This window comes from Microbulbifer sp. GL-2, from assembly GCF_007183175.1.
Taxonomy (GTDB): Bacteria; Pseudomonadota; Gammaproteobacteria; order Pseudomonadales; family Cellvibrionaceae; genus Microbulbifer.
In genome coordinates this window covers 4,428,844-4,448,754 of record NZ_AP019807.1, presented here as the reverse complement: position 1 = coordinate 4,448,754, position 19,911 = coordinate 4,428,844, and the positions used below count along the sequence as shown (strand labels likewise).

The window sequence follows — 19,911 nt, the reverse complement described above, 5'->3', positions numbered from 1 at the left end:
CATGAAAATCAAAGAAACTCTGCTAGACCCAATTTTTAACAATAACCCGATCGCGCTGCAGATCCTGGGTATCTGTTCTGCACTGGCTGTTACCAGCTCAATGCAGGTTACCCTGGTAATGTGTATCGCCCTGACTTCGGTTGTGGCCTGTTCCAATGTTGCGGTATCTCTGATCCGCAAACAGATCCCGAACAGTATCCGTATCATCGTACAGATGACCGTGATTGCCTCTCTGGTAATTCTGGTGGACCAGCTGATTAAGGCTCTGGCTTACGATATCTCCAAACAGCTGTCGGTATTCGTTGGTTTGATCATTACCAACTGTATCGTAATGGGCCGCGCAGAAGCCTTCGCTATGAAGAACCCGCCGCTGCCCAGCTTCTTCGATGGTCTCGGCAATGGCCTGGGTTACAGCGTAATCCTGATTGGCCTGGCCTTTATCCGCGAACTCTTTGGAGCGGGCAAGCTGTTCGGTGTAGATATCCTGACTACCGTGAGTAACGGTGGCTGGTATATCCCCAACGGCCTGTTGCTGTTGCCGCCCAGTGCATTCTTCCTGATCGGTCTGTTCATTTGGGCAATCCGCGCCTGGAAGCCAGCTCAGGTGGAGCAAGATGAGTTCAAGATTGCGCCTAACACCCAAGCGCAGGAGGCCTGATCCGTGGAACATTATATTTCTTTGATTATCCGCGCTGTTTTCGTTGAAAACATGGCGCTGGCCTTCTTCCTCGGCATGTGTACCTTCCTTGCCGTATCGAAGAAGATCGAAGCTGCGATCGGCCTGGGTGTAGCGGTTATCGTGGTACTGACGCTGACAGTACCTGTGAACAACCTGATCTACACCTACCTGCTGAAAGACGGCGCACTGGCCTGGGCCGGTTATCCCGACGTGGACCTGAGTTTCCTCGGCCTGCTGTCTTACATCGGCGTTATCGCAGCGCTGGTACAGATCCTGGAGATGTTTCTGGATAAATATGTGCCGGCTCTTTACAACGCACTGGGTGTATTCCTGCCGCTGATTACTGTGAACTGCGCCATTATGGGTGCCTCCCTGTTCATGGTGGAGCGCGAGTACGCATTCGGTGAGAGTGTTGCCTACGGCTTTGGCGCTGGCCTCGGTTGGGCCCTGGCGATTACCGCGCTGGCCGGTATTCGCGAAAAGCTGAAGTACAGCGATGTACCGGATGGCTTGAAAGGCCTGGGCATTACCTTCGTAACTGTTGGTCTGATGTCCCTGGGTTTCATGTCCTTCGGCGGCATCGACATCTAAGCGGGGGAAGGCAATCCTATGAATAATATTGAAATTATCCTCGGCGTAGCGATGTTTACCGTCATCGTACTGGCGCTGGTGGCGGTGATCCTTGTGGCCCGCTCGCGCCTGGTAAACACCGGCAACGTCAACATCCTGGTAAACGGTGAGAAGACTCTCACCGTACCGGCCGGCGGCAAACTGCTGCAAACCCTGGCTGCCAACAACCTTTTCCTGGCCTCTGCCTGTGGTGGTGGTGGCAGTTGTGCGCAGTGTGTGTGTAAGGTTAACTCCGGTGGCGGTGATATGCTTCCCACCGAAGCGGCTCACTTTACTCCGCGCGATGCGAAGGAAGGTAAGCGCCTTTCCTGTCAGGTTGCTGTTAAGCAAGACATGGAAATCGAAGTACCGGAAGAAGTATTTGGTGTGAAACAGTGGGAGTGCACTGTGGAATCCAACCCCAACGTAGCCACCTTCATCAAAGAGCTGACCCTGCGTCTGCCAGAAGGTGAAAACGTCGACTTCCGTGCGGGCGGTTACGTGCAGCTGGAAGCCCCGGCTCACCATGTAAAATTTGCTGATTTCGATGTGGAAGAGCAATACCGCGGAGACTGGGAGCACTTTGGCTTCTTCAAGCTGGAATCCAAGGTTACTGAGCCTGTGGTACGTGCCTATTCCATGGCCAACTACCCGGAAGAGAAAGGTGTTGTTAAGTTCAACATTCGTATCGCGACTCCGCCGCCGCGCACTGAAGGTGTGCCGCCGGGTCAGATGTCTTCCTACGTGTTCAGCCTGAAGCCTGGTGACAAGATCAAGGTATACGGACCCTTCGGTGAGTTCTTCGCCAAGGAAACCGATAATGAAATGATCTTCATCGGTGGTGGTGCCGGTATGGCACCGATGCGCTCACACATTTTTGACCAGCTCAAGCGCCTGAATTCCAAGCGCAAGATCAGCTTCTGGTACGGTGCTCGTTCCCTGCGCGAGATGTTCTACGAAGATGACTACAATGGTTTGGCTTCCGAGTTCGACAATTTCCAATGGCATATAGCCCTGTCTGACCCGCAACCGGAAGACAACTGGACTGGTTATACGGGGTTCATTCACAACGTTGTGTACGAAAACTACCTGAAGGACCACCCGGCTCCGGAAGACTGTGAGTACTACATGTGTGGACCGCCCATGATGAACGCCGCAGTAATCAATATGCTCAAAGACTTGGGTGTAGAGGATGAAAATATTCTCCTCGATGACTTCGGTGGTTAAGCGGAGAGCTTAGTTTGCTAAACGCAATCAAAGCCCCAAAAAAAGCAAAAACAGGGCCCGTTCTTCCGGCCCTGTTTTTGCTTTGTGTGGCTGTATTTTTTTCTGCCTGTTCTCAAGCGCCGGAGAATTGGCAGCTTAGTGGCCGCACCATGGGGACCAGTTATCACATCACGGTTGTCGATGTTCCCCAGGGTGTTGAGCGCAGCAAGTTGCAAACACTGATTGATAGCGAGCTGCAACAAGTCAACCAGGAGATGTCTACCTATATCGATGACTCCGAGTTGATGCGCTTTAATCGCAGTCCTGTTGGTGAGGCGGTTCATGTTAGCCAGCCGCTTGCTGATATTGTGGAGATGTCCCTGGATATCTATCGCCGCAGTGAAGGTGCCTTTGAGGTGACCGTTGGACCCCTGGTTAACCTATGGGGATTTGGTCCACAGCCTGAGCCAGAACGTATTCCCTCGGATACTGACATTACCTTATTGCAGAAGGTGGTAGGTTCCGATGCACTTAAGGTGACCCGGCAACCGGATACTATAACCCGCCAGCGCCCGGTGGAGATTGACCTATCGGCCATCGCCAAGGGGCACGGTGTCGACCGGGTTGCGGTGTTGCTAGAGCAGCAGGGAATCCGTAACTACCTGGTCGAGATCGGTGGTGAACTGCGCACCCTCGGTGTGAATCCAAAGAGTAAGGCATGGCGAATCGGTATCGAGGCTCCTGACTCAATGGGGCAAATGGTTCAGCAACCCATTGATGTCAGCGGTAAATCGGTTGCAACCAGCGGCGACTACCGCAATTACTATGAACGTGATGGTGTACGCTATGCGCATAGCATAGACCCGCGTACCGGGCGTCCGCTAAAGCACCGATTGGCGTCGGTGACTGTCATTGCGAATACTTGTGCCGAGGCAGATGGCCTGGCTACTGCACTGAATGTGCTTGGGGCTGAAGCGGGGATGGCTTTGGCAGAGCGTGAAAAACTGGCTGTGTTCATGCTGGTGAAAACTGACAAGGGATTTGAGGAGCGGTATAGCGCCGCTTTTGCCCCTTACCTAGAGAGGTCTGAGTAGTGACAATTTTTATATTTGCATTTGTTGCCATGCTACTGGTCGTAGCAGGGATGGCACTCGGAGCCATGGTTCAAAACAAACCATTAAAAGGTTCTTGCGGTGGCCTGAATAATATCGGCATGAAGCAGGACTGTACCATCTGTGGTGGCAATGATGACGAGTGCGAAAAAGAACAAGAGCGCCAGCGCCAGAAAGAGATGACCACTGATGACCTTGCTTACGATGCGACTAAGCGCAAGTAAGTAAGACCTTTTCCAAGCCCGTGGCCAACGGGCTTGTTGTTTTATGTCATTGGCACAAGCTGTGCTGATAACCGTAAATTGAGTGTTAAGTGGGTGACGTTATTGCGTAGCTCGCTTTTTTTGGATAACAGAATTAGAGCATTTGATGGCAGAGCAAAAGTTTGACCTGGTAGTAATTGGTTCGGGCCCGGCAGGTGAAGCCGCCGCGATGAGTGCTGCTAAAAAAGGCATGCGCGCTGCAGTTATTGAAAAGCGCCAGGTAGTTGGTGGCAACTGTACCCACAAAGGCACCATTCCTTCCAAGGCATTGCGCCACTCCGTCAAACAACTGATGCGTTACAACACCCAAAGTGTATTTCGAGCTCTGGGTGAACCCCGCCGCCTTACTTTTCCGCAGGTGATGCAGACAGTTAACAAGGTCATTTCCTACCAGGTGGAAATGCACACTTCTTTTTATGCGCGCAACCGAGTTGAGTTGATTGTTGGCGAAGCCAGGTTTCGCGATGCCAACAGTGTGGAAGTGCAATTACCGGATGGCGCCACAGAAATTGTCACCGCGAAGAAGTTTATTATTGCTACCGGCTCCCGTCCGTATCGCCCGGCCGATGTGAATTTTGATCACGAGCGTGTCTACGATAGCGATATGATTTTAGACATGCAGCATACCCCGCACTCCATCATGATTTACGGGGCGGGAGTGATCGGCTGTGAATATGCTTCAATTTTTGCCGGCTTGGGTGTGAAGGTTGACCTTATAAATACCCGGAGCAGTTTGCTGGAATTTCTGGATGATGAAATCTCAGACGCACTGAGCTACCACCTGCGTGATATGGGTGTCACCGTTCGCCACCAGGAAGAATATGCTCAAGTACTGCCCAACGAGCAGGGCGTGATTATGGAGATGCAGTCCGGTAAGCGTATACATGCCGATGCATTGCTCTGGTGTAACGGCCGTACTGGTAACACCAGCTCTCTGGGCCTGGATAATGTCGGCCTGGAAGCTAACCATCGCGGCCAGCTAAGCGTGGATGACCACTACTGTACTGAAGTGGAAAATATTTATGCGGTAGGGGATGTGATAGGCTGGCCAAGCCTCGCCAGTGCTTCTTATGATCAGGGGCGTGCTGTTGCGGCTGCTATTGCAGGGCGTGGCCACCGTGTAATCGAAGATGCACCCACAGGTATTTATACTCTCCCAGAAATTTCCTCGGTCGGTAAGACCGAATCCGAGCTGACCGCGGCCAAAGTGCCTTATGAGGTGGGTCGTGCGCTCTTCAAGCACACCGCACGCGCGCAGATCTCCGGTGAACGAGTGGGTATGCTCAAGATCCTGTTCCACATTGAAACCCGTGAAATCCTGGGTATTCACTGCTTTGGTGCTGAAGCCGCTGAAATTGTGCATATTGGCCAAGCCATTATGAAGCAGCCAGCTCCAAACAACTCGATTGATTATTTCGTCAACACCACTTTTAACTATCCCACCATGGCAGAGGCTTACCGGAGTGCCGCATTGGATGGACTCAACCGGGTTGCACGCTTATGACAGAACCCTCACCTAGTGAGTTTCAGGAGCTGGTAAAAGGGTTCTTTGAAAAGATCCCTTTTAACCAACAAATCGGACTTGAAATGCGCTCCCTGGACTTGGAGGCGCTGACCCTTTCAGCAGGATTTGATCTGCGCCCAGAGCTGATTGGTAATGTCTGGAAAAATATCCTACATGGTGGCGTAATCGCTACAGCCCTGGATACTGTCGGTGGCCTTACCGCTATGGTTGCTGCCTACCAGCGAATGGGCGACGTACACTGGAAAGAAAAAGCTGATCGTCTATCCAAACTTGGCACCGTAGATATGCGTGTGGATTACCTGAAGCCGGGCAGGGGAGAGCACTTTCTCTGTGAGGGCTCTATTCTGCGTACTGGTAACAAGCTGGTTGTTGCGCGTATGGAGCTGAGCAATGATAAGGAAGAGTTAATCGCAACCGGTACAGCGACTTTTCTTTATTAGACGGTGGAAATACTATATACCGGCCTAATCCAAAGGGCTGGTAAGTCCACGCTCATGTATGCCGACAACGTGAGTGTAGATCATCGTGGTACTTATGTCGTTGTGGCCAAGCAGCTCTTGGATATTGCGAATGTCCGCGCCTGATCGCAGTAGGTTAGTAGCAAAAGAATGGCGAAAGGTGTGGCAGCTGGCTTTTTTCCATATTCCTAAGTTTGAAATAGCCCTGCCAACTGCTCGCCTTATCTGTTGTTCCCCAATGTGATGTCTTCGTATGGTATCGCTGCGAGGATCACGAGAGCGCTCCCTGGCCGGAAATATATATTGCCAGACAGGGCTGGCTGCAGCCTTCGGGAATTTTTTGGCCAAGGCGAAGGGAAGATAGACTTCCCCGTGCCCCTCATTAAGATCTTGTTGGTGGAGCGAGAGAGCATAGTGAATTTGGGCCTTTAGAGGCTCAATAAGAGTTTTAGGTAGCAGGGTTCTCCTCGACTTTTCACCTTTGGCCTCACGTACGAATAAGCACTGTTCCGCAAAATCAACATCCTTAACTCGAAGCCGTACCGCTTCCATCACCCTGAGACCGGAACCATACATCAAAGATACGGCAAGCTTTGCCGGGCCAGTAAGCTGCCCCAAAATGTCTGTAGCCTCCCTATGGCTGAAAACTACCGGCAGCTGCCTGGGGCGGTGGCTACTGTCAAATTTGAGTTCACCCAGCTCAAGGCCCATAAACTGCTTGTATAAAAATACTACCGCATTCAAAGCCGTTTTCTGGGTATTGATTGACACGGATCGATTGATTGCCAAATGACTGAGCCAATTATCCACTTCAGCTTTACCCAATACTTCTGGATGACGCATCTGATTAAAGCGAATAAAGTCCTTAACCCAATAGCAATAGGTTTGCTCGGTTTTGTATGCCAAATACTTTGAACGCATAAAAGTTCTCAATCGATCCATAAATCGCGAGGAACTTTTGGGAATTGGTATAGGAATGTCATCCATTTTAACATGCCCAAATCTGGTTATATATACAGTCTTGCAGGAAATGTGACCAAATGCGAGTTGGAATTTCGGTCATCGTGACCGTTATTTTGAAAAGTTTTGCAAATATGCCAGAAAAATCATTAAATACAATGAGTTACGCAAAGTAGTATATTCCGGGATAGTGGTCGCAGTGACCGTTTTTCCATATTGTACCTTCGTATCAAGTTTGTGTAAGTGTATGATTTTGAGATGATTCAAGAGGTTCTGACGTGGAATTGCTTCTGAAATAGTAATCAGGATAATAGTGGTCATGGTGATCACTATATAAATGTTAAGTGAGTAATCCATTGAAACTAGTTACCAAAAAAGAACTAATTGAATATATTTGGAACTCGTGCAAACACGACGATGGTGCAATTGAATGGGCCAGCGGAAAGCTTTCGGATGGATATAAAATCCGCCTGGAGGAAGAACATAAAAATGTAGCACGTATCGGAATGCTGATGTCACATATTAGTGGGCATCTTACCGGTGACAACACGATAAGAACTATCAATGCAGCGGAGTATATTAATAGGGGTGAAATCCCTGAAGTGTTGGTAGGTTCAGATATTGAAAAATATTTCTCGGAAATATTTGAGCGTTTAAATAATGTCTCAAATCCGTAATCACTTAACAAGTAAAGGCAGCATCGCCCTTCGGGCTGGACGCGCTAACGCGCGCCGCTGCTTTAGGCGTTATGCGTAGGAATGACATGGATCGCATTTATCACAAAATAATTGAGTCTCCACACCTATATGACATCACATTCTTTTCATATCAGGTAAATTCAAGCGATATAAGCAGGTCATATATCGATCTCCACATGGAGAAAGATGGGGACCTTAGAAAGTTAAGATTCTGGGCTCCTCAAGACTTGGAGATTGAGAAGGGATTTCCATACTCTACGGGCGGAATGTTCATAGAGGATGTGTCTTCTCACCAACTTGATGGCATTAACGTGTATGTTGGGGACTTTGAATCAAACTATGGTTCTGTAACATTTTGGGCAAAGCGTGTTGAGCAGCTTTAATCTATGCGCGCATAACCAGCGCCAGCACACACGCCCGCAAGCGGGCTGGACTCGCAACTGTGTTGCTCGCCCGTGTGGCGAGCGTTATGTTTCTAAGGGTTCAAGATGAAGATTATCTTCGCAAAGCTTAATAATGATCCGCCACACTCTCTTTCGAAAAAAGACATAAAGAGAATCTTCACCCTAGTTCCTAAAAAATGGACTAGTTTGGTAGATCAAGTAATATTTAGCGCGGAGATTTTCCAAAATTCTCGATTTGATCGTCCAGTTATACATAGCTCATATTCTAGTCGATTAAATATACTGTCTAGAGGCTTCTCCAAAGAAGATATAGTAAAAGAAGTTTTTCGAGAGCTGGGGGTAAATGGCGGCATAGCGAAAACAGGCTATGCGAAGCACCTCCCTAAATCAGAATTAGATAAACTTGATCTTGTTATAGCGCCTTATTTGGATAGTTTCCTAAATGAAAAAACATAACAAAGCCAAGCACAATTGCGCATTACATGCGCTGGACTCGCAACAAGTTGCTCGCCTGTGTTGGCGGCGTTATGGCCGTAGCCGGAGAATAGGTAGGCATGAAAAAAGTCGATAGAAAAATCATATGTTAGTATTGCTCTTTCCCATATTCCTAATCTGCGTGCTTTCTAGCGTGTTTCTTACCGGAGAATACGTAACTCCGCTAGTATTGGAAATTTCAAACTGTACTCCAAGAAGCTCTAAACAGGAAATTATTGAATTTAGCCTTTTTATCACCTCATTTCTTGCCGGATATATATCTTTCTTGATTTCTGTCAAGATCATTTCCATATTTTTTGTCAGTGAAAGTCTGCTCCAAAAGTGGCGGGATAAATTAACATCTTCTGATGATTCTAAGTCTGGCTTTTCTACTGCAATAGATAAACACATTTATTGGGCCTTAAAATCCGAGAGGTGACTGCCATAACAAATGCCGGCACAATCAAGTACTTCGTGCGCTGGACTCGCAACAAGTCGCTCGCCTGTGCGGCAGGCGTTATGAGCTAAACGAGCTATGTTTAAGAACATTTTAAAATCTTCGTTTTTAGTGTTTTGTGGTGGATCTATGGCCGATGGTCTACCTGAAAATACTGAAGTAACACGGGAAAACGCTGAGTCACTGTCTGTTAAGTTGGCAAAAATAGATTCTGGAAGCGCTGATACTTCTCTATATCAGCTTGAGTTTGCTAATAAGCTCGGAAATTGCTTAGCGGGTCGAGTTCAAACCTATCTATTACTCGGCAAAAACGAAATTTCAGGCTCTTCTATGGATTATAAAGTTGGTAGTGAGCAACCCAGCGTTTTGCTTCATATGCCAGCATCGGGTTATGACATGGCGGTAACTGTTCAGTACTGCTGTTCAGAGGGTATGTCCCCTGGCTGTAAGCAATCAATCTCAATCAGTTCGGTCAATGGAATTGTGTCGCAGTGAGAGGTGCTCATAACAAGTGACTATGGTTCTTCGTCAAGCTTTTAAGCCATATTTTCATCCCAGTATGTGTTGTTTTTCACCATCGTATTCAGAATGGTAAGTTGCTTTCTCATACATGCAATGAGGGCCACTTTCTTAGGCTTGCCAGCGTCGACTAAGCGTTTATACATTGGCTTTAATTTAGGATGGCACTGGATGGCCGACATGATGGAAACAAACAGAACTGTGCGTACGCGATGCCTTCCGCCTCGAATATATCTCTTGCCCTGGAAGCTGCCGCTATCTCGGTTCATTGGGGCGATACCAACGAGTGCAGCAATCTCTTTTCGGTTCAGTTTCCCAATTCAGGTAGTTCGCTCATCAGGGTGTAGGCCAACACATTCCCGACTCCTTTAGCGCTTAACAATAGATCGCGTTTTTGTCGCCACTCGGCAATACTGTTGACGAGTTTATCCAGTTGCTTGTCGATTACCTCTAACTCTTTTTTGATGGCTTTCAATATGGATTGAATAGGTTTGTGTACAGATTTAGGCATTCGCTTGAGACGGTTCTTTTGCATGGTGCTCATCTCCAAGCACTGGCTTCTTACAACCAGTAAATCACTGATATTCCTTAATTTTTCAGGTTTTATCGACGATAGCCTCGGCTTCATTGCCTCCCCAAAGTGAGCAATGTCGACAGCATCCAGCTTGTCAGTTTTGGCGAGTCGCCCCGCTGACTTTGCAAAGTTTCTTACCTGCGAAGGATTGCAAACAACTATCGGCAATCCCGCTTTGTGGGCAGCACAGACAAACTCCAGTTCAAGCCTTCCTGTGGACTCGATAAGTACCCTTTTGGGTTTAAGGGGTTGCAGTCGTTTAATGGCGTCCTTAATACCATCTTTATCATTGGTAACACTAAAGAATTGGCCAGTTGGTCTCACAGAAATATCGAGCTGTTTGCTGCTAGTATCGATACCGACATTGATCTCTTGAGGTTCCATAAGATAAGCTATCTCCGCCTTGCTATTCGGGCTCGAGGCCCACATGACTATTCGAGTTATGCCTAGTGAGTGTCTGTCACGTTCCTACTTGTTATCGGTCTTTTATGAGCCGGCAATGCAACGAACTGTGATAAACAAGGCCTTCGGTGGCCGCCGAACGTGGGTCTCAATTTACCCGTTAGCGAAAAGGATTTTCAACATCAGAATCGGACAAGAACAACCATACAAAGCTAGGCAACCTCGCCCACTACGTGGGCTGGACCTTCATTCCGGCGCTTCGCGCCTCCACTCCGGCCGTTGCTAGCGGCGTTATGCACCAATGGGTAAGGTTCAATGAATTTGCTATTCGTTTGCAGCGAGAATAGATTGAGAAGCCCAACTGGAGAAGAAGTCTTTTCTCAGTATGATGGCATCAATGCTATTGGTTGCGGCACAAATAAAGATGCAGAAACAACTATTAGCGGCGATCTTATTGAGTGGGCTGACATAATCTTCGTTATGGAGAAGTCTCACCGCAATAAGGTAATGAAAAAGTTTAAGGATTTACTAAAGGGTAAGAAGTTAGTTTGCCTGGCAATACCTGATAACTATGATCGGATGGACCCAGTGCTCATCCGTATTTTGGAAGATAAAGTCTCTGTCCATGTTCGTCTTCAGAAAAATGCATAACAAACGCAGGCACAATCGCCAGCAAGCTAGCTGGACGTCGCTGACGCTCCGCCTGTGCTGCGGGCGTTAAATTCTACAACCATGAAGATACTCACTCTGCTCATAGGTATTTTTTTAGCCGGTTGCGTAACAACCGTTACGTGGGACGGGGGAATGCCCGGAAGGCAATACCAAATCACATTCATGGATAAGGCCGGCACCCCGGTTTCCGGAGTCGAAGCCAGTTGTATTGGCGACGACATCTGGCCAAGCAATGAGTTGGCAAAAGAGATTAATGGCTCTGTCAATCCATCAGATCAGTATGGAGTGCTAGTGCTGAGCCACGGCGGGTATGAAGCCGGTGGCACCTATAAGCAAATGGGCTCCTATACATGGGCTCACACCAAATCTGGCGGGTGCTCTGTGATTTCTTATATCGTGGTAAAAAAGTAAGTTCAGGTTATATTACAGAGTACAATCAGCCAAAAAACGTAGTTATAGCAACCAATGAAATTTAACAAGTCAATGAACTACGCGCGCACAAGACGCGCGCCGGACCGCCAACGCTATGCGCTTCACGCATAAACAGCTCCGGCCGCCGGTTATTGCAACGTTATCTTTCTCTACAGAATACTGACTTAGGTTTTAGCTTGATGAAAAAAATATTATTAACGACTGTTCTAAGCTTTGCCTGCATAATAGCACCAGTATTGTCCGCATCTAACTCAAATCTCATGACCAATGAAGCGATTGGCCATAAGGCTTCAATCGATTTTCCGAATAATGGTGCTGAGTATTGGGCAGTGAGAACCAAAGCCGTAGACTACGCAAAAAATAGTGAGTGGGACAAAGCCATCCCATTGCTAGAGCAACTGACGATGCAGTATCAGGACGATGGAGATACTTGGTTTTTATTAGGTCATGGGTACTTGCAAGCTGAACAATATCAAAAGGCGATACCGGCATTGGAGAAAACGCTTAAGATTGGCACAATAATGTCAGGGATAAAGTCAGCATCATCTCCATCAAACGATATAATGATCAAAATTGCTCAATCCTATTCCGCTATCGGAAATAAGGCTGAAGCACTAGCATGGATTCAAAAATCACTTGAATTTAGGTGGGACGACAGAAAGTCTCTTATTAACAACGCCAAATTTGAGAATATTTCTGGTGATGTACACTTTCAGAAGCTTTCAGGTGAATTCCTCGCTCCGGATTTATCAAGAAACGATGCCTGGGCTAATGATTTACAATTCTTATTAAGTGAAATAAAACGTCTTCACGTTGACCCATACCATAGTGTTTTTGTCGAGGAGCTCGAATTAAAAGCAAAATTAATCGTCGAAAAAATCCCGAAATTAAGCGATGAGCAAATCGTATTTCAATTTATGGATCTGCTAGCTAGCGTGGGTAATGGGCATAACTTTATTGTGCCGACCAACTCCCTGAAAGGCGCTTTTACTCGCCTACCGGTACAGTTCTACTGGTTTAACGATGGTATTTACATTGTTAGAGCTAGCGATCGCTATAGGCATTTAATTGGCCGAAAAGTCATTTCAGTGGCAAATATTCCTGTTGAACAAGTAATGGAGCGGATTGAGAGGATTAATGCCAGAGATAATGAAATGCAACAATATTGGCTAGGACCTTACTATCTAGCTATCCCCGAAGTCCTCAAGGGGTTAGATGTAGTGAAGGACACCAAAGGTATTGCTTTTTCTTTAGTTGATGAGAACGGCGAAGAGGAAAAAGTAATGTTTTCGGGAGAGCCATTTAGCTTTGGCGGTTTTCCGAGATTGCCGGAGCTTGAAAATGCTGATAATCCAGAATATCTGACAAGGATTAGTGAAAATTACTGGTATTTTGAAAACAGAGAAGATAATTATTTTTACATACAGCTAAATGCCGTTACCCAGAGCAAATCGCAATCTCTTTTCGAGTTTAGTGGCGAAGTTCGCCAAAATATTAAGAAAAGCAATATAAAAAATGTAATTCTGGATTTACGACATAATAGTGGAGGAAATGGATCTATTACTCCTCCTCTCACAAGAGCTTTAATTCACTTTGTAGAGCAAGATACAGATAACAAGTTGTTCGTTATAGTTGGTCGCAATACATTTTCAGCCGCACATTTATTACTGGCAGATATCAACCGGCTGACAGATGCGATCATAGTCGGCGAACCCAGTGGGAGCAGGCCGAACCATCTTGGTGAAGCCGGTTGGTTTAAGCTTCCATACAGTGGTGTTTGGGGAATAATTTCTTCTCAGTATCATCAAGCTTCGAAGGCTGAAGATCATCGTATATGGATTGCTCCGCATTTACCTGTATCTCTGTCATCCGCGAGCTACTTTTCGGGTGAAGATCCTGCCATGAAGCAGATAATTGAAGTCGTTAAAAACCAATAATTATGCTTAAAAGATAACAAAACGTTACACCGGACAAGCCGGTGAACGCGGCGTTATTCGCAATAATACTTTGAATGCCAAGTAAGTAGCCAAAAAATGGAAGTCGTAAAAAGTAGGCAGTTTCACTGCCGATCGCGCTTGGGGATCAAAACAAATTGCAAATATGCAAGGAATTACTACCAAGCTACATTGGACCGATAAGCCATACAAATGGCACATAAACAACGGAGAGGAGGTCTTCGTAGTTTTAGATGGTGTAGTAGATATGCACTATCGCGTGAATGGAGCTGAAGAAGTAGCCGTATTAGAAGTTGGAGACATATTCTTTGCTTCAGTAGGTACGGAACATGTCCCTCACCCGCGGGGTGAGGTGCGCGTACTCGTAGTTGAGAGCGAGGGTAGCGTATAACAAAGCCGGGCAATTTGCTCCGGGCCTGTGGCCCTCCGCGGGACAGCGTTTTGTTTGAGAAGTGAGCCGTGAGTAAAAGTAAAATAGTGGTATTGACAGCTATTCACTTGATTGTGGTTTGCCTACTGTGGGTTAGCACGCTCGTCATTGCACTTGGATTTGGATTCGAAGAGAATTGGGGGGGGCATAGAGTACTGATCCTACCCACCAACGACGGACACTCTCTTAAGCGATAAACTACGCAGCAGAGGTGCCCTATGACAAGATCAAGTAAACCAACCAAAACCACTCGTAAACAATACTCAGATGAGTATAGAAAAGATGCCCTGGCACTGGCGCTCAAGGTCGGGGTAAGCGTTGCCGCTAAACAGCTTGGGTTGCATCCTTCCCAGATTTACTGATGGCGAAGTAAGGCTAAGTTACATCAGAGCCGAGGGGATGCCGAGAGAGAGCTGGCCACAGAAAATGCTCGACTTAAGCGGCAGCTGGCTGAGCAGGCAGAGGAGCTGGCGATCTTAAAAAAGGCCGCAGCGTACTTTGCAAAGAGCCTGAAATGAGGTACGCCTTCATGCAAAAGCACAGGTATGAATTCAGTATCAAAGCGATGACCAAGGTGTTGGGCGTATCTCGCAGTGGCTTTTATAACTGGGTGTCAAGATCGGCTGACAAATCCAAGCAGCAGTACCGAATGCAGCTTGATAGCTTGGTACAGCAGCGCTTTATAGCCAGCAAAGAACGTAGTGGCGCCCCTCGTCTGACGAAAGAGTTGGCCAGTGAGGGGAGTAAATATAATCAAAAAACAATTGCTGCCAGCATGCGTCGACAGGGGCCTACGGGCTAAAGCAGCCAGGAGATATAAAGCCACAACCTACTCAAAACATGGTCTACCAGTGGCCCCAAATCTGCTCGAGCAGAACTTCAATGCTGAAGCGCCGAATCAGAAATGGGCCGGGGATATTACCTACCTACGAACAGAAGAAGGTTGGTTATATCTAGCTGTAGAGATAGACCTATATAGTCGGCTGGTTATTGGTTGGGCGATGTCGGAAACGATGATGGCTACGTTGGTCTGTGACGCCCTTCAAATGGCTTTATGGCGACGTAAGAAACCTACGAATGTTATCGTGCATACAGACAGGGGAAGCCAGTATTGCTCTAAAGATTATCAATCTTTAATTACAGCGTATGATCTGCGGTGCAGCATGAGCGCCAAAGGTAATTGCTATGATAACGCTTGTGCAGAAACATTCTTCCACTCACTTAAAGTAGAAGCAATCCATGGTAACCGCTTTCCCGCAAGGCGCCTCATGAGAGAAACCGTATTTGAGTATATAGAGATAGACTACAATCGAAATCGCCTACACAGCGCCAATGGCTATCTCAGCCCTGAGGCGTTTGAGGAACAACTAGTCGCTTAGTGGTGTGTCCGTTGTTGATGGGTAGGATCAATGCGATGAAATGAAGTAGTTCAGACTTGATCTAACAGTTACTAGTATTTTAGAAGATGCTCTATCAAGTCAAATTCAAATTACGTGCAGTTCTTTCCAGATCTTTTGTCCATCTTAAAGTGTCACCATGGATATAATTGTTAGCGTCTAAAGTAAATTTCGGGTTTTCGGAAAAGACCTATGAGTGCTATTTATTGTAAATTCTAAATGGATTGAGAAATTTTCCTGTAGTAGATGTTCTATATTGACGTTGCGAGTACAGATTTAGTTTTGATGTCTATTTGGAAACGAGATCGAGTGGGTGTGATAAAGAGAGCCTCTGAAAAGAGGTTGAGTGTGAAAATCTATAGAAATTTCTGATGTATATGGAGTAGAAACGATGAGCGAGCTATTAGCTAGCTCGCAGAATGGCTGGTTTGCAATGTGGAGTAATAGAGCACTGGAAGTAGGCGGTTTACCTGCGTACCAGTAGTAGACCGGTTTCGGTGTGATCCGTGTAGGGGAACTGATCGAATAGGGCAAAGCGGTCGATACGATGAGTCTTGCTCAGTAGCCTTAGGTTTTCCAACTGTGTTTCTGGATTGCAGGAGATATAAAGTATTCTAGGAAAGCGGGCAACCATTGTACAAGTGTCTTGGTCCAGGCCGGCGCGAGGCGGGTCTACCAGTACAGTGTCGAAGCTATAGCTATCCAGGTCAATTTCGGCGAGACGGCGGAAGGGGCGGACTTTATCGATAGCCTGGGTAAATTCTTCGCTGGATAAGCGCACAATATTCAGGTTACTCACACCATTTGTACGGATATTCTCCTGGGCGGAGTTTACTGAGACTTTTGAAATTTCGGTAGCCAGTACCTTTTGAAAATTCTCACTCAGTGGAATGGTTAAGTTACCATTTCCGCAATACAGCTCCAGTAGGTCACTATTCATTTTTCCGCAAGCGCTTTTGGCCCAATGGATCATGGAGCGGCAGATTTCACCGTTGGGCTGGGTAAAGCTGCCTTCAACCTGTTTGTATTGATATTGCTTGCCGTCGATCTCAAATTGTTCGGTGACATAGTCTCGCTCTAACACCACCTTTTGCTTGCGGGATCGGCCCAGGATGGGAAATCCCAGCTTATTCTGAAGGGCGCGGGCTTCCTGTTCCCATATTTCGTCAAGTCTCTTGTGGTAGATCAGGGTGATAAGGGCATCACCACTCAAAGTAGTGAGAAACTCGGCGGAGAAAAGACGTTTGCGCAGTACTTCACTGCCGTTTACGGTTTCCAGTACCTTTGGCATCAGCGTATTCATCAGCTCTGAACCAACGGTAAATTCGTCTATGATAAATGGCTTCTTGTGCTCGCCTTGGCGGTACATGGCGTAGTGGGCTACACCTCCCTCATGCCAGACTTTGAACTCGGCACGCAGCCGATAGTGGATGGGAGGGGAAGGGAACAACTCTGGCTCCAGGTGGGTAAATTCCCGGTAAGCTTCGCTCAGGCGCTGGGCCTTCTTGTGCAGCTGATCTTGATAGTCGTCGGTGTTAACGCGGTACAGTGCCATATAGAATACGGTAGTCTCAATGATGGAGCGGGCGTGAATTATATAGGAATCCGTATGGCAATAGGCGAGATAGCAATCAGAGTACGAGGGCAGGGGCTGCAGGAGTTTACCAATCAGGTGACTGACTGGGTCTCCAATCAAGGTGTGGACGAGGCGCTTTGTACGCTATTTATCCAGCATACTTCAGCAAGCCTGCTGATTCAGGAGAATGCGGACCCAAGCGCGCGGAAAGACCTAGAGCAATGGCTGAATCGGCTGGTGCCTGAGGATGACCGCCTCTACACCCACACCCTGGAAGGACCAGATGATATGCCGGCCCATATCAAGTCTGCGTTGACCGCAACCAGCCTTTCAATCCCAGTGCTGGGGGGCCGCTTGATGCTGGGAACCTGGCAAGGTATCTACCTTTGGGAACATCGCCATCATCACGGGGAGCGGCGGGTTATATTGCATGTTTGATGGAACGTGGGCTCTTCCTTGCTCTGTGGTCAGCTAATTGTACTTTCAGGAGCATAGGGCGGTTTTTCCAATCTGATTAAGGATATCTTCCCTTAGTATGTTGCAGTCCATATCACTGGCCCCCTACGTCGTAGCTGAATTCAAAGATCGAAGTTTGTTCGTTGGATAACCCGATCAGGGCGGCGCCACTGATGATAGTCCCGTTTTGCTGATGGTGCTCCACGCTTCCAGAAATTTGGTCCTGTGGGGCCCGGGAAACTCTACGATTACGCACATGCCGTAACAGGTAATATCCCCCATTGCGCCTATCGACCACACTTTTAGATTGAAGCAGACATTCTCGCCCCTCATGAAGGGGAAAAGAAAGCTGTATGTATGGGGTTAACAGTCCCGATTACAGGCAGTTGGTGGGTTTGGGCAGGCCGGCGATTTTGCTGGCGACCCTGGCTGGGCTGGGTGGGAAAAGTTGCATTAAATAGATACTACGCCCTTTGTCTGCCCCCAGCTTTTGGCCGATAAATTTCACCAGGGGGCGCATGGCAGGAGATAACTCAAACTGGTGATAAAAGTCCTGCAGTAGTTCAATGACTTCCCAATGGGCATCTGTCAGTTCTATGCCTTCTGCAGTTGCCAGCTGTTCTGCAACATCCTGGCTCCAGTCGTTTAGATCACGCAAGTAGCCCTCTTTGTCGAGGGGAATTTCCCGGCCCTTAACTTCGATAGTTCTCACCGCTATTACCTAAACCAGCTGACGATAGGGTTGTGCTCAGTACAGAGATTGACCCAGCCGGTGTCGTCGATCATTTTGACACCGGATATTATTGCTGTTAATTCCTGCTGGCCTCGCGCTGCAGCATCGGCTTCAAGACAATAAATGGCTGAATTTTGTAGCGCCTGTAACGCGTCATGGCGCAGGGCATACACGCCGTCCTCAATTAAAAGCAATACATCCCCTTCAGAGAAGCATTGCAGGCAATCACGCAGGGCACTGGAGCTGAATGGAGACTTATTGACTACATGTAATGTCATATCAAAAGCTCAATACACATTGATAAGAGGCAATCAAAGAGCTCGGATGTTCGATCACTTTAACGATTATGCCGGGAACCTGGACCTGTTCGGGGGCGATTCTTCTCTCCGCCAGGCTCTTTGAGCAAACAAATAGCTGCTCCAGACCAAACATGGGCAGTGCCAGTAGGTTACGGCGCAGATTCTTTTGCAGAATTTCCCCCGCTGACTGGTTATCCAATAACTGGAAAACCCCATCACCGAGAAATAGCAGGTCCACCTCCTGTTCCATTGCGCAAGAAGCGAGTACTGCTTCGAGCCCTTCACGGGCAAGTGCGCTACCGTAGGGGGCTGTCCGGCACAGTGCCAGCGCTGTATTACTCATAACTAGCCTCCAAAGGTTACCAGGCGTTCGGAGTTAACTACGGCATCGGTCAATTGACCAAGGCCGGCCAGTTCAAACCCCTCAGCGAGATTGGCAGAGGGCTTCTCCAGACGATTCGCTTCCCGCTGGCTTAAAACGCCGCGTCTCTGTGCGGCGGCAATACAAACTACAAGGTCCAGGTTGTGCTCACGTTGCAGAGTTTGCCATTCTCCGGTCAGGTCGGATTCGTCCTGGGGAGGTGCGGCGATGCTATTGCCATTCTGCACGCCATCGCAGTAGAAAAAGACCCGATAGATCTCGTGACCTTTCGCCAACAGAGCTTTGGCAAAGCGCAGGGCACTGGAGGCAGATTGGGAGGCGTGGGGTGCAGAGTAAACTGCCAGTGAAAACTTCATAGGGGGCCAAATGGTAAAATGCCCCGCTTGGCGGGGCATTGTATCTTGTTCAGCAGAGCTGTTGCTTAGTCGTCAGAGGATGCGAATCCAAGGATGTGCAGCAGGCTGGTGAACAGGTTGAAGATGTTCAGGTAAAGGGAAGCTGTGGCCATCAGGTAGTTGGTTTCACCGCCATTAATAATACGGCTGGTGTCATACAGGATGAAGCCAGACATCAGTAGCGCAATAACTCCACTCAGGGCAACGCTAACCAATGGCATATGGATACCGAAGAGCCCGGCAACGATTACGGCTAACAGGCAAACCAGCACGGCGATCAGGCCTACGGCAAGGAAGCCGCCCATAAAACTGAAATCTTTACGAGTGGTCAGCACATAGGCAGACAGCGCAAAGAAGATAACAGCTGTGGTGCCCAGAGCCTGCATTACAATCTGGCCGCCGCCGGCGAGACCCAGATAGTGGTTAAGCATAGGGCCAATGGAGGCGCCCAGAAGACCAGTGAAGGCGAAAACCACGCCGACGCCAGCGCTGGAGTTTGCGGTGCGCGGCAGTACAAACCAGATAAGCGCCAGGGCTCCTAGGGAGCAAATCAGGCTCATGCCGCGGCCCATTCCGATGGCCATAGAAATACCGGCAGTAACAGCACTGAAAAGCACAGTCATAGCCAGCAGGGCATAGGTATTGCGCAACACCTTCGCCGATTCCGAGCGGTCCAGTGCGCGGGTATTTGTATAAGCTTGCGGTTGCATTTAGCGACTCCTGCTATTTAATTGATACCGGAATCATATAGCCCACAGTGGGGACCATCAAGTCGGGAAATCCCTTTTATGTGCTGGCTATAAGTCTTTTCGAATCCGAAAAACCGCAGTTTTTACAGGGTTTT

The 19,911-nt window shown here is 47.9% G+C and carries 23 protein-coding genes and 2 pseudogenes; 17 read left to right on the top strand and 8 right to left on the bottom strand.

All coding sequences use genetic code 11. The features are described from left to right. Position 1: 1 nt before the first annotated feature. From GL2_RS19255 to GL2_RS19225, 7 genes are all read left to right on the top strand, one after another. Complete coding sequence (locus GL2_RS19255) at positions 2-658, top strand: NADH:ubiquinone reductase (Na(+)-transporting) subunit D (RefSeq protein ID WP_143732348.1); 657 nt, start codon at positions 2-4, stop codon at positions 656-658. Positions 659-709: 51 nt separating this feature from the next. Further along, complete coding sequence (gene nqrE / locus GL2_RS19250) at positions 710-1,270, top strand: NADH:ubiquinone reductase (Na(+)-transporting) subunit E (protein WP_370452159.1); 561 nt, start codon at positions 710-712, stop codon at positions 1,268-1,270. An 18-nt stretch (positions 1,271-1,288) separates the two neighbouring features. Further along, positions 1,289-2,515 carry an NADH:ubiquinone reductase (Na(+)-transporting) subunit F gene (nqrF, locus tag GL2_RS19245; RefSeq protein WP_143732347.1) on the top strand — a complete coding sequence of 409 codons (1,227 nt, stop codon included), beginning with the start codon at positions 1,289-1,291 and terminating at the stop codon, positions 2,513-2,515. A gap of 14 nt (positions 2,516-2,529) precedes the next feature. Continuing rightward, the gene (locus GL2_RS19240) at positions 2,530-3,588 is read left to right on the top strand and encodes an FAD:protein FMN transferase (protein ID WP_143732346.1); all 1,059 of its coding nucleotides are present in this window, start codon (positions 2,530-2,532) and stop codon (positions 3,586-3,588) included. Then, the gene (nqrM, locus tag GL2_RS19235; protein WP_143732345.1) at positions 3,588-3,830 is read left to right on the top strand and encodes a (Na+)-NQR maturation NqrM; all 243 of its coding nucleotides are present in this window, start codon (positions 3,588-3,590) and stop codon (positions 3,828-3,830) included. Before GL2_RS19240 ends, nqrM begins: the two co-directional genes overlap by 1 nt. 145 nt (positions 3,831-3,975) lie before the next feature. Continuing rightward, entirely contained in the window at positions 3,976-5,373 is a 1,398-nt protein-coding gene (gene sthA / locus GL2_RS19230) for a Si-specific NAD(P)(+) transhydrogenase (protein WP_143732344.1), read from the top strand. Further along, entirely contained in the window at positions 5,370-5,834 is a 465-nt protein-coding gene (locus tag GL2_RS19225) for a thioesterase family protein (RefSeq protein ID WP_143732343.1), read from the top strand. Before sthA ends, GL2_RS19225 begins: the two co-directional genes overlap by 4 nt. A 24-nt stretch (positions 5,835-5,858) precedes the next feature. On the opposite strand, the gene GL2_RS19220 is transcribed toward GL2_RS19225, so the two are convergent. Beyond that, positions 5,859-6,773, bottom strand: a complete 915-nt coding sequence (locus GL2_RS19220) for an integron integrase (protein WP_232053688.1) — start codon at positions 6,771-6,773, stop codon at positions 5,859-5,861. A gap of 395 nt (positions 6,774-7,168) precedes the next feature. Here GL2_RS19220 and GL2_RS19215 point away from each other — a divergent pair, with 395 nt between their 5' ends. The 4 genes from GL2_RS19215 (at position 7,169) to GL2_RS19200 (ending at position 9,340) form a co-directional block, all read left to right on the top strand. Beyond that, entirely contained in the window at positions 7,169-7,489 is a 321-nt protein-coding gene (locus GL2_RS19215) for a hypothetical protein (protein WP_143732341.1), read from the top strand. Between the two features lie 86 nt (positions 7,490-7,575). Then, complete coding sequence (locus GL2_RS19210; protein ID WP_143732340.1) at positions 7,576-7,893, top strand: hypothetical protein; 318 nt, start codon at positions 7,576-7,578, stop codon at positions 7,891-7,893. 105 nt (positions 7,894-7,998) lie between these two features. After that, entirely contained in the window at positions 7,999-8,370 is a 372-nt protein-coding gene (locus GL2_RS19205) for a hypothetical protein (protein ID WP_143732339.1), read from the top strand. Positions 8,371-8,923: 553 nt separating this feature from the next. Beyond that, positions 8,924-9,340, top strand: a complete 417-nt coding sequence (locus tag GL2_RS19200; protein ID WP_143732338.1) for a hypothetical protein — start codon at positions 8,924-8,926, stop codon at positions 9,338-9,340. Between the two features lie 41 nt (positions 9,341-9,381). On the opposite strand, the pseudogene GL2_RS19195 reads toward GL2_RS19200, so the two are convergent. After that, positions 9,382-10,322: pseudogene (locus GL2_RS19195) on the bottom strand (IS110 family transposase). A gap of 333 nt (positions 10,323-10,655) precedes the next feature. Here GL2_RS19195 and GL2_RS19185 point away from each other — a divergent pair. The 5 genes and pseudogenes from GL2_RS19185 (at position 10,656) to GL2_RS19165 (ending at position 15,208) form a co-directional block, all read left to right on the top strand. After that, the gene (locus tag GL2_RS19185; RefSeq protein ID WP_143732336.1) at positions 10,656-10,991 is read left to right on the top strand and encodes a low molecular weight protein tyrosine phosphatase family protein; all 336 of its coding nucleotides are present in this window, start codon (positions 10,656-10,658) and stop codon (positions 10,989-10,991) included. A 153-nt stretch (positions 10,992-11,144) separates the two neighbouring features. Further along, positions 11,145-11,423, top strand: coding sequence for a hypothetical protein (locus tag GL2_RS19180; protein ID WP_143732335.1), 279 nt, complete (start codon positions 11,145-11,147; stop codon positions 11,421-11,423). A gap of 200 nt (positions 11,424-11,623) precedes the next feature. Then, positions 11,624-13,381 carry a hypothetical protein gene (locus tag GL2_RS19175; protein WP_143732334.1) on the top strand — a complete coding sequence of 586 codons (1,758 nt, stop codon included), beginning with the start codon at positions 11,624-11,626 and terminating at the stop codon, positions 13,379-13,381. A 265-nt stretch (positions 13,382-13,646) separates the two neighbouring features. Further along, positions 13,647-13,790 carry a hypothetical protein gene (locus GL2_RS22050; protein WP_232053687.1) on the top strand — a complete coding sequence of 48 codons (144 nt, stop codon included), beginning with the start codon at positions 13,647-13,649 and terminating at the stop codon, positions 13,788-13,790. Between the two features lie 257 nt (positions 13,791-14,047). After that, positions 14,048-15,208, top strand: a pseudogene (locus GL2_RS19165) (IS3 family transposase). 484 nt (positions 15,209-15,692) lie between these two features. On the opposite strand, the gene trmA reads toward GL2_RS19165, so the two are convergent. Next, on the bottom strand, positions 15,693-16,781 hold the full coding sequence (gene trmA, locus GL2_RS19160; protein WP_143732332.1) for a tRNA (uridine(54)-C5)-methyltransferase TrmA: 1,089 nt from the start codon (positions 16,779-16,781) through the stop codon (positions 15,693-15,695). Between the two features lie 54 nt (positions 16,782-16,835). Here trmA and GL2_RS19155 point away from each other — a divergent pair, with 54 nt between their 5' ends. Then, complete coding sequence (locus GL2_RS19155; RefSeq protein WP_143732331.1) at positions 16,836-17,240, top strand: secondary thiamine-phosphate synthase enzyme YjbQ; 405 nt, start codon at positions 16,836-16,838, stop codon at positions 17,238-17,240. Between the two features lie 394 nt (positions 17,241-17,634). On the opposite strand, the gene GL2_RS19150 is transcribed toward GL2_RS19155, so the two are convergent. The 5 genes from GL2_RS19150 to GL2_RS19130 all read right to left on the bottom strand — a co-directional run bounded on the left by GL2_RS19150 (position 17,635) and on the right by GL2_RS19130 (position 19,777). Then, the gene (locus GL2_RS19150) at positions 17,635-17,970 is read right to left on the bottom strand and encodes a TusE/DsrC/DsvC family sulfur relay protein (RefSeq protein ID WP_143732330.1); all 336 of its coding nucleotides are present in this window, start codon (positions 17,968-17,970) and stop codon (positions 17,635-17,637) included. Between the two features lie 5 nt (positions 17,971-17,975). Then, on the bottom strand, positions 17,976-18,269 hold the full coding sequence (tusB, locus tag GL2_RS19145; protein ID WP_143732329.1) for a sulfurtransferase complex subunit TusB: 294 nt from the start codon (positions 18,267-18,269) through the stop codon (positions 17,976-17,978). 1 nt (position 18,270) lies between these two features. Next, positions 18,271-18,633 (bottom strand): sulfurtransferase complex subunit TusC, encoded by a 363-nt coding sequence (tusC, locus tag GL2_RS19140; RefSeq protein ID WP_143732328.1) that lies wholly within the window; start codon positions 18,631-18,633, stop codon positions 18,271-18,273. A 2-nt stretch (positions 18,634-18,635) separates the two neighbouring features. Next, positions 18,636-19,028, bottom strand: coding sequence for a sulfurtransferase complex subunit TusD (gene tusD, locus GL2_RS19135; RefSeq protein WP_172621206.1), 393 nt, complete (start codon positions 19,026-19,028; stop codon positions 18,636-18,638). A gap of 65 nt (positions 19,029-19,093) precedes the next feature. After that, positions 19,094-19,777, bottom strand: coding sequence for a Bax inhibitor-1/YccA family protein (locus tag GL2_RS19130; protein ID WP_143732326.1), 684 nt, complete (start codon positions 19,775-19,777; stop codon positions 19,094-19,096). Positions 19,778-19,911: the final 134 nt, after the last annotated feature.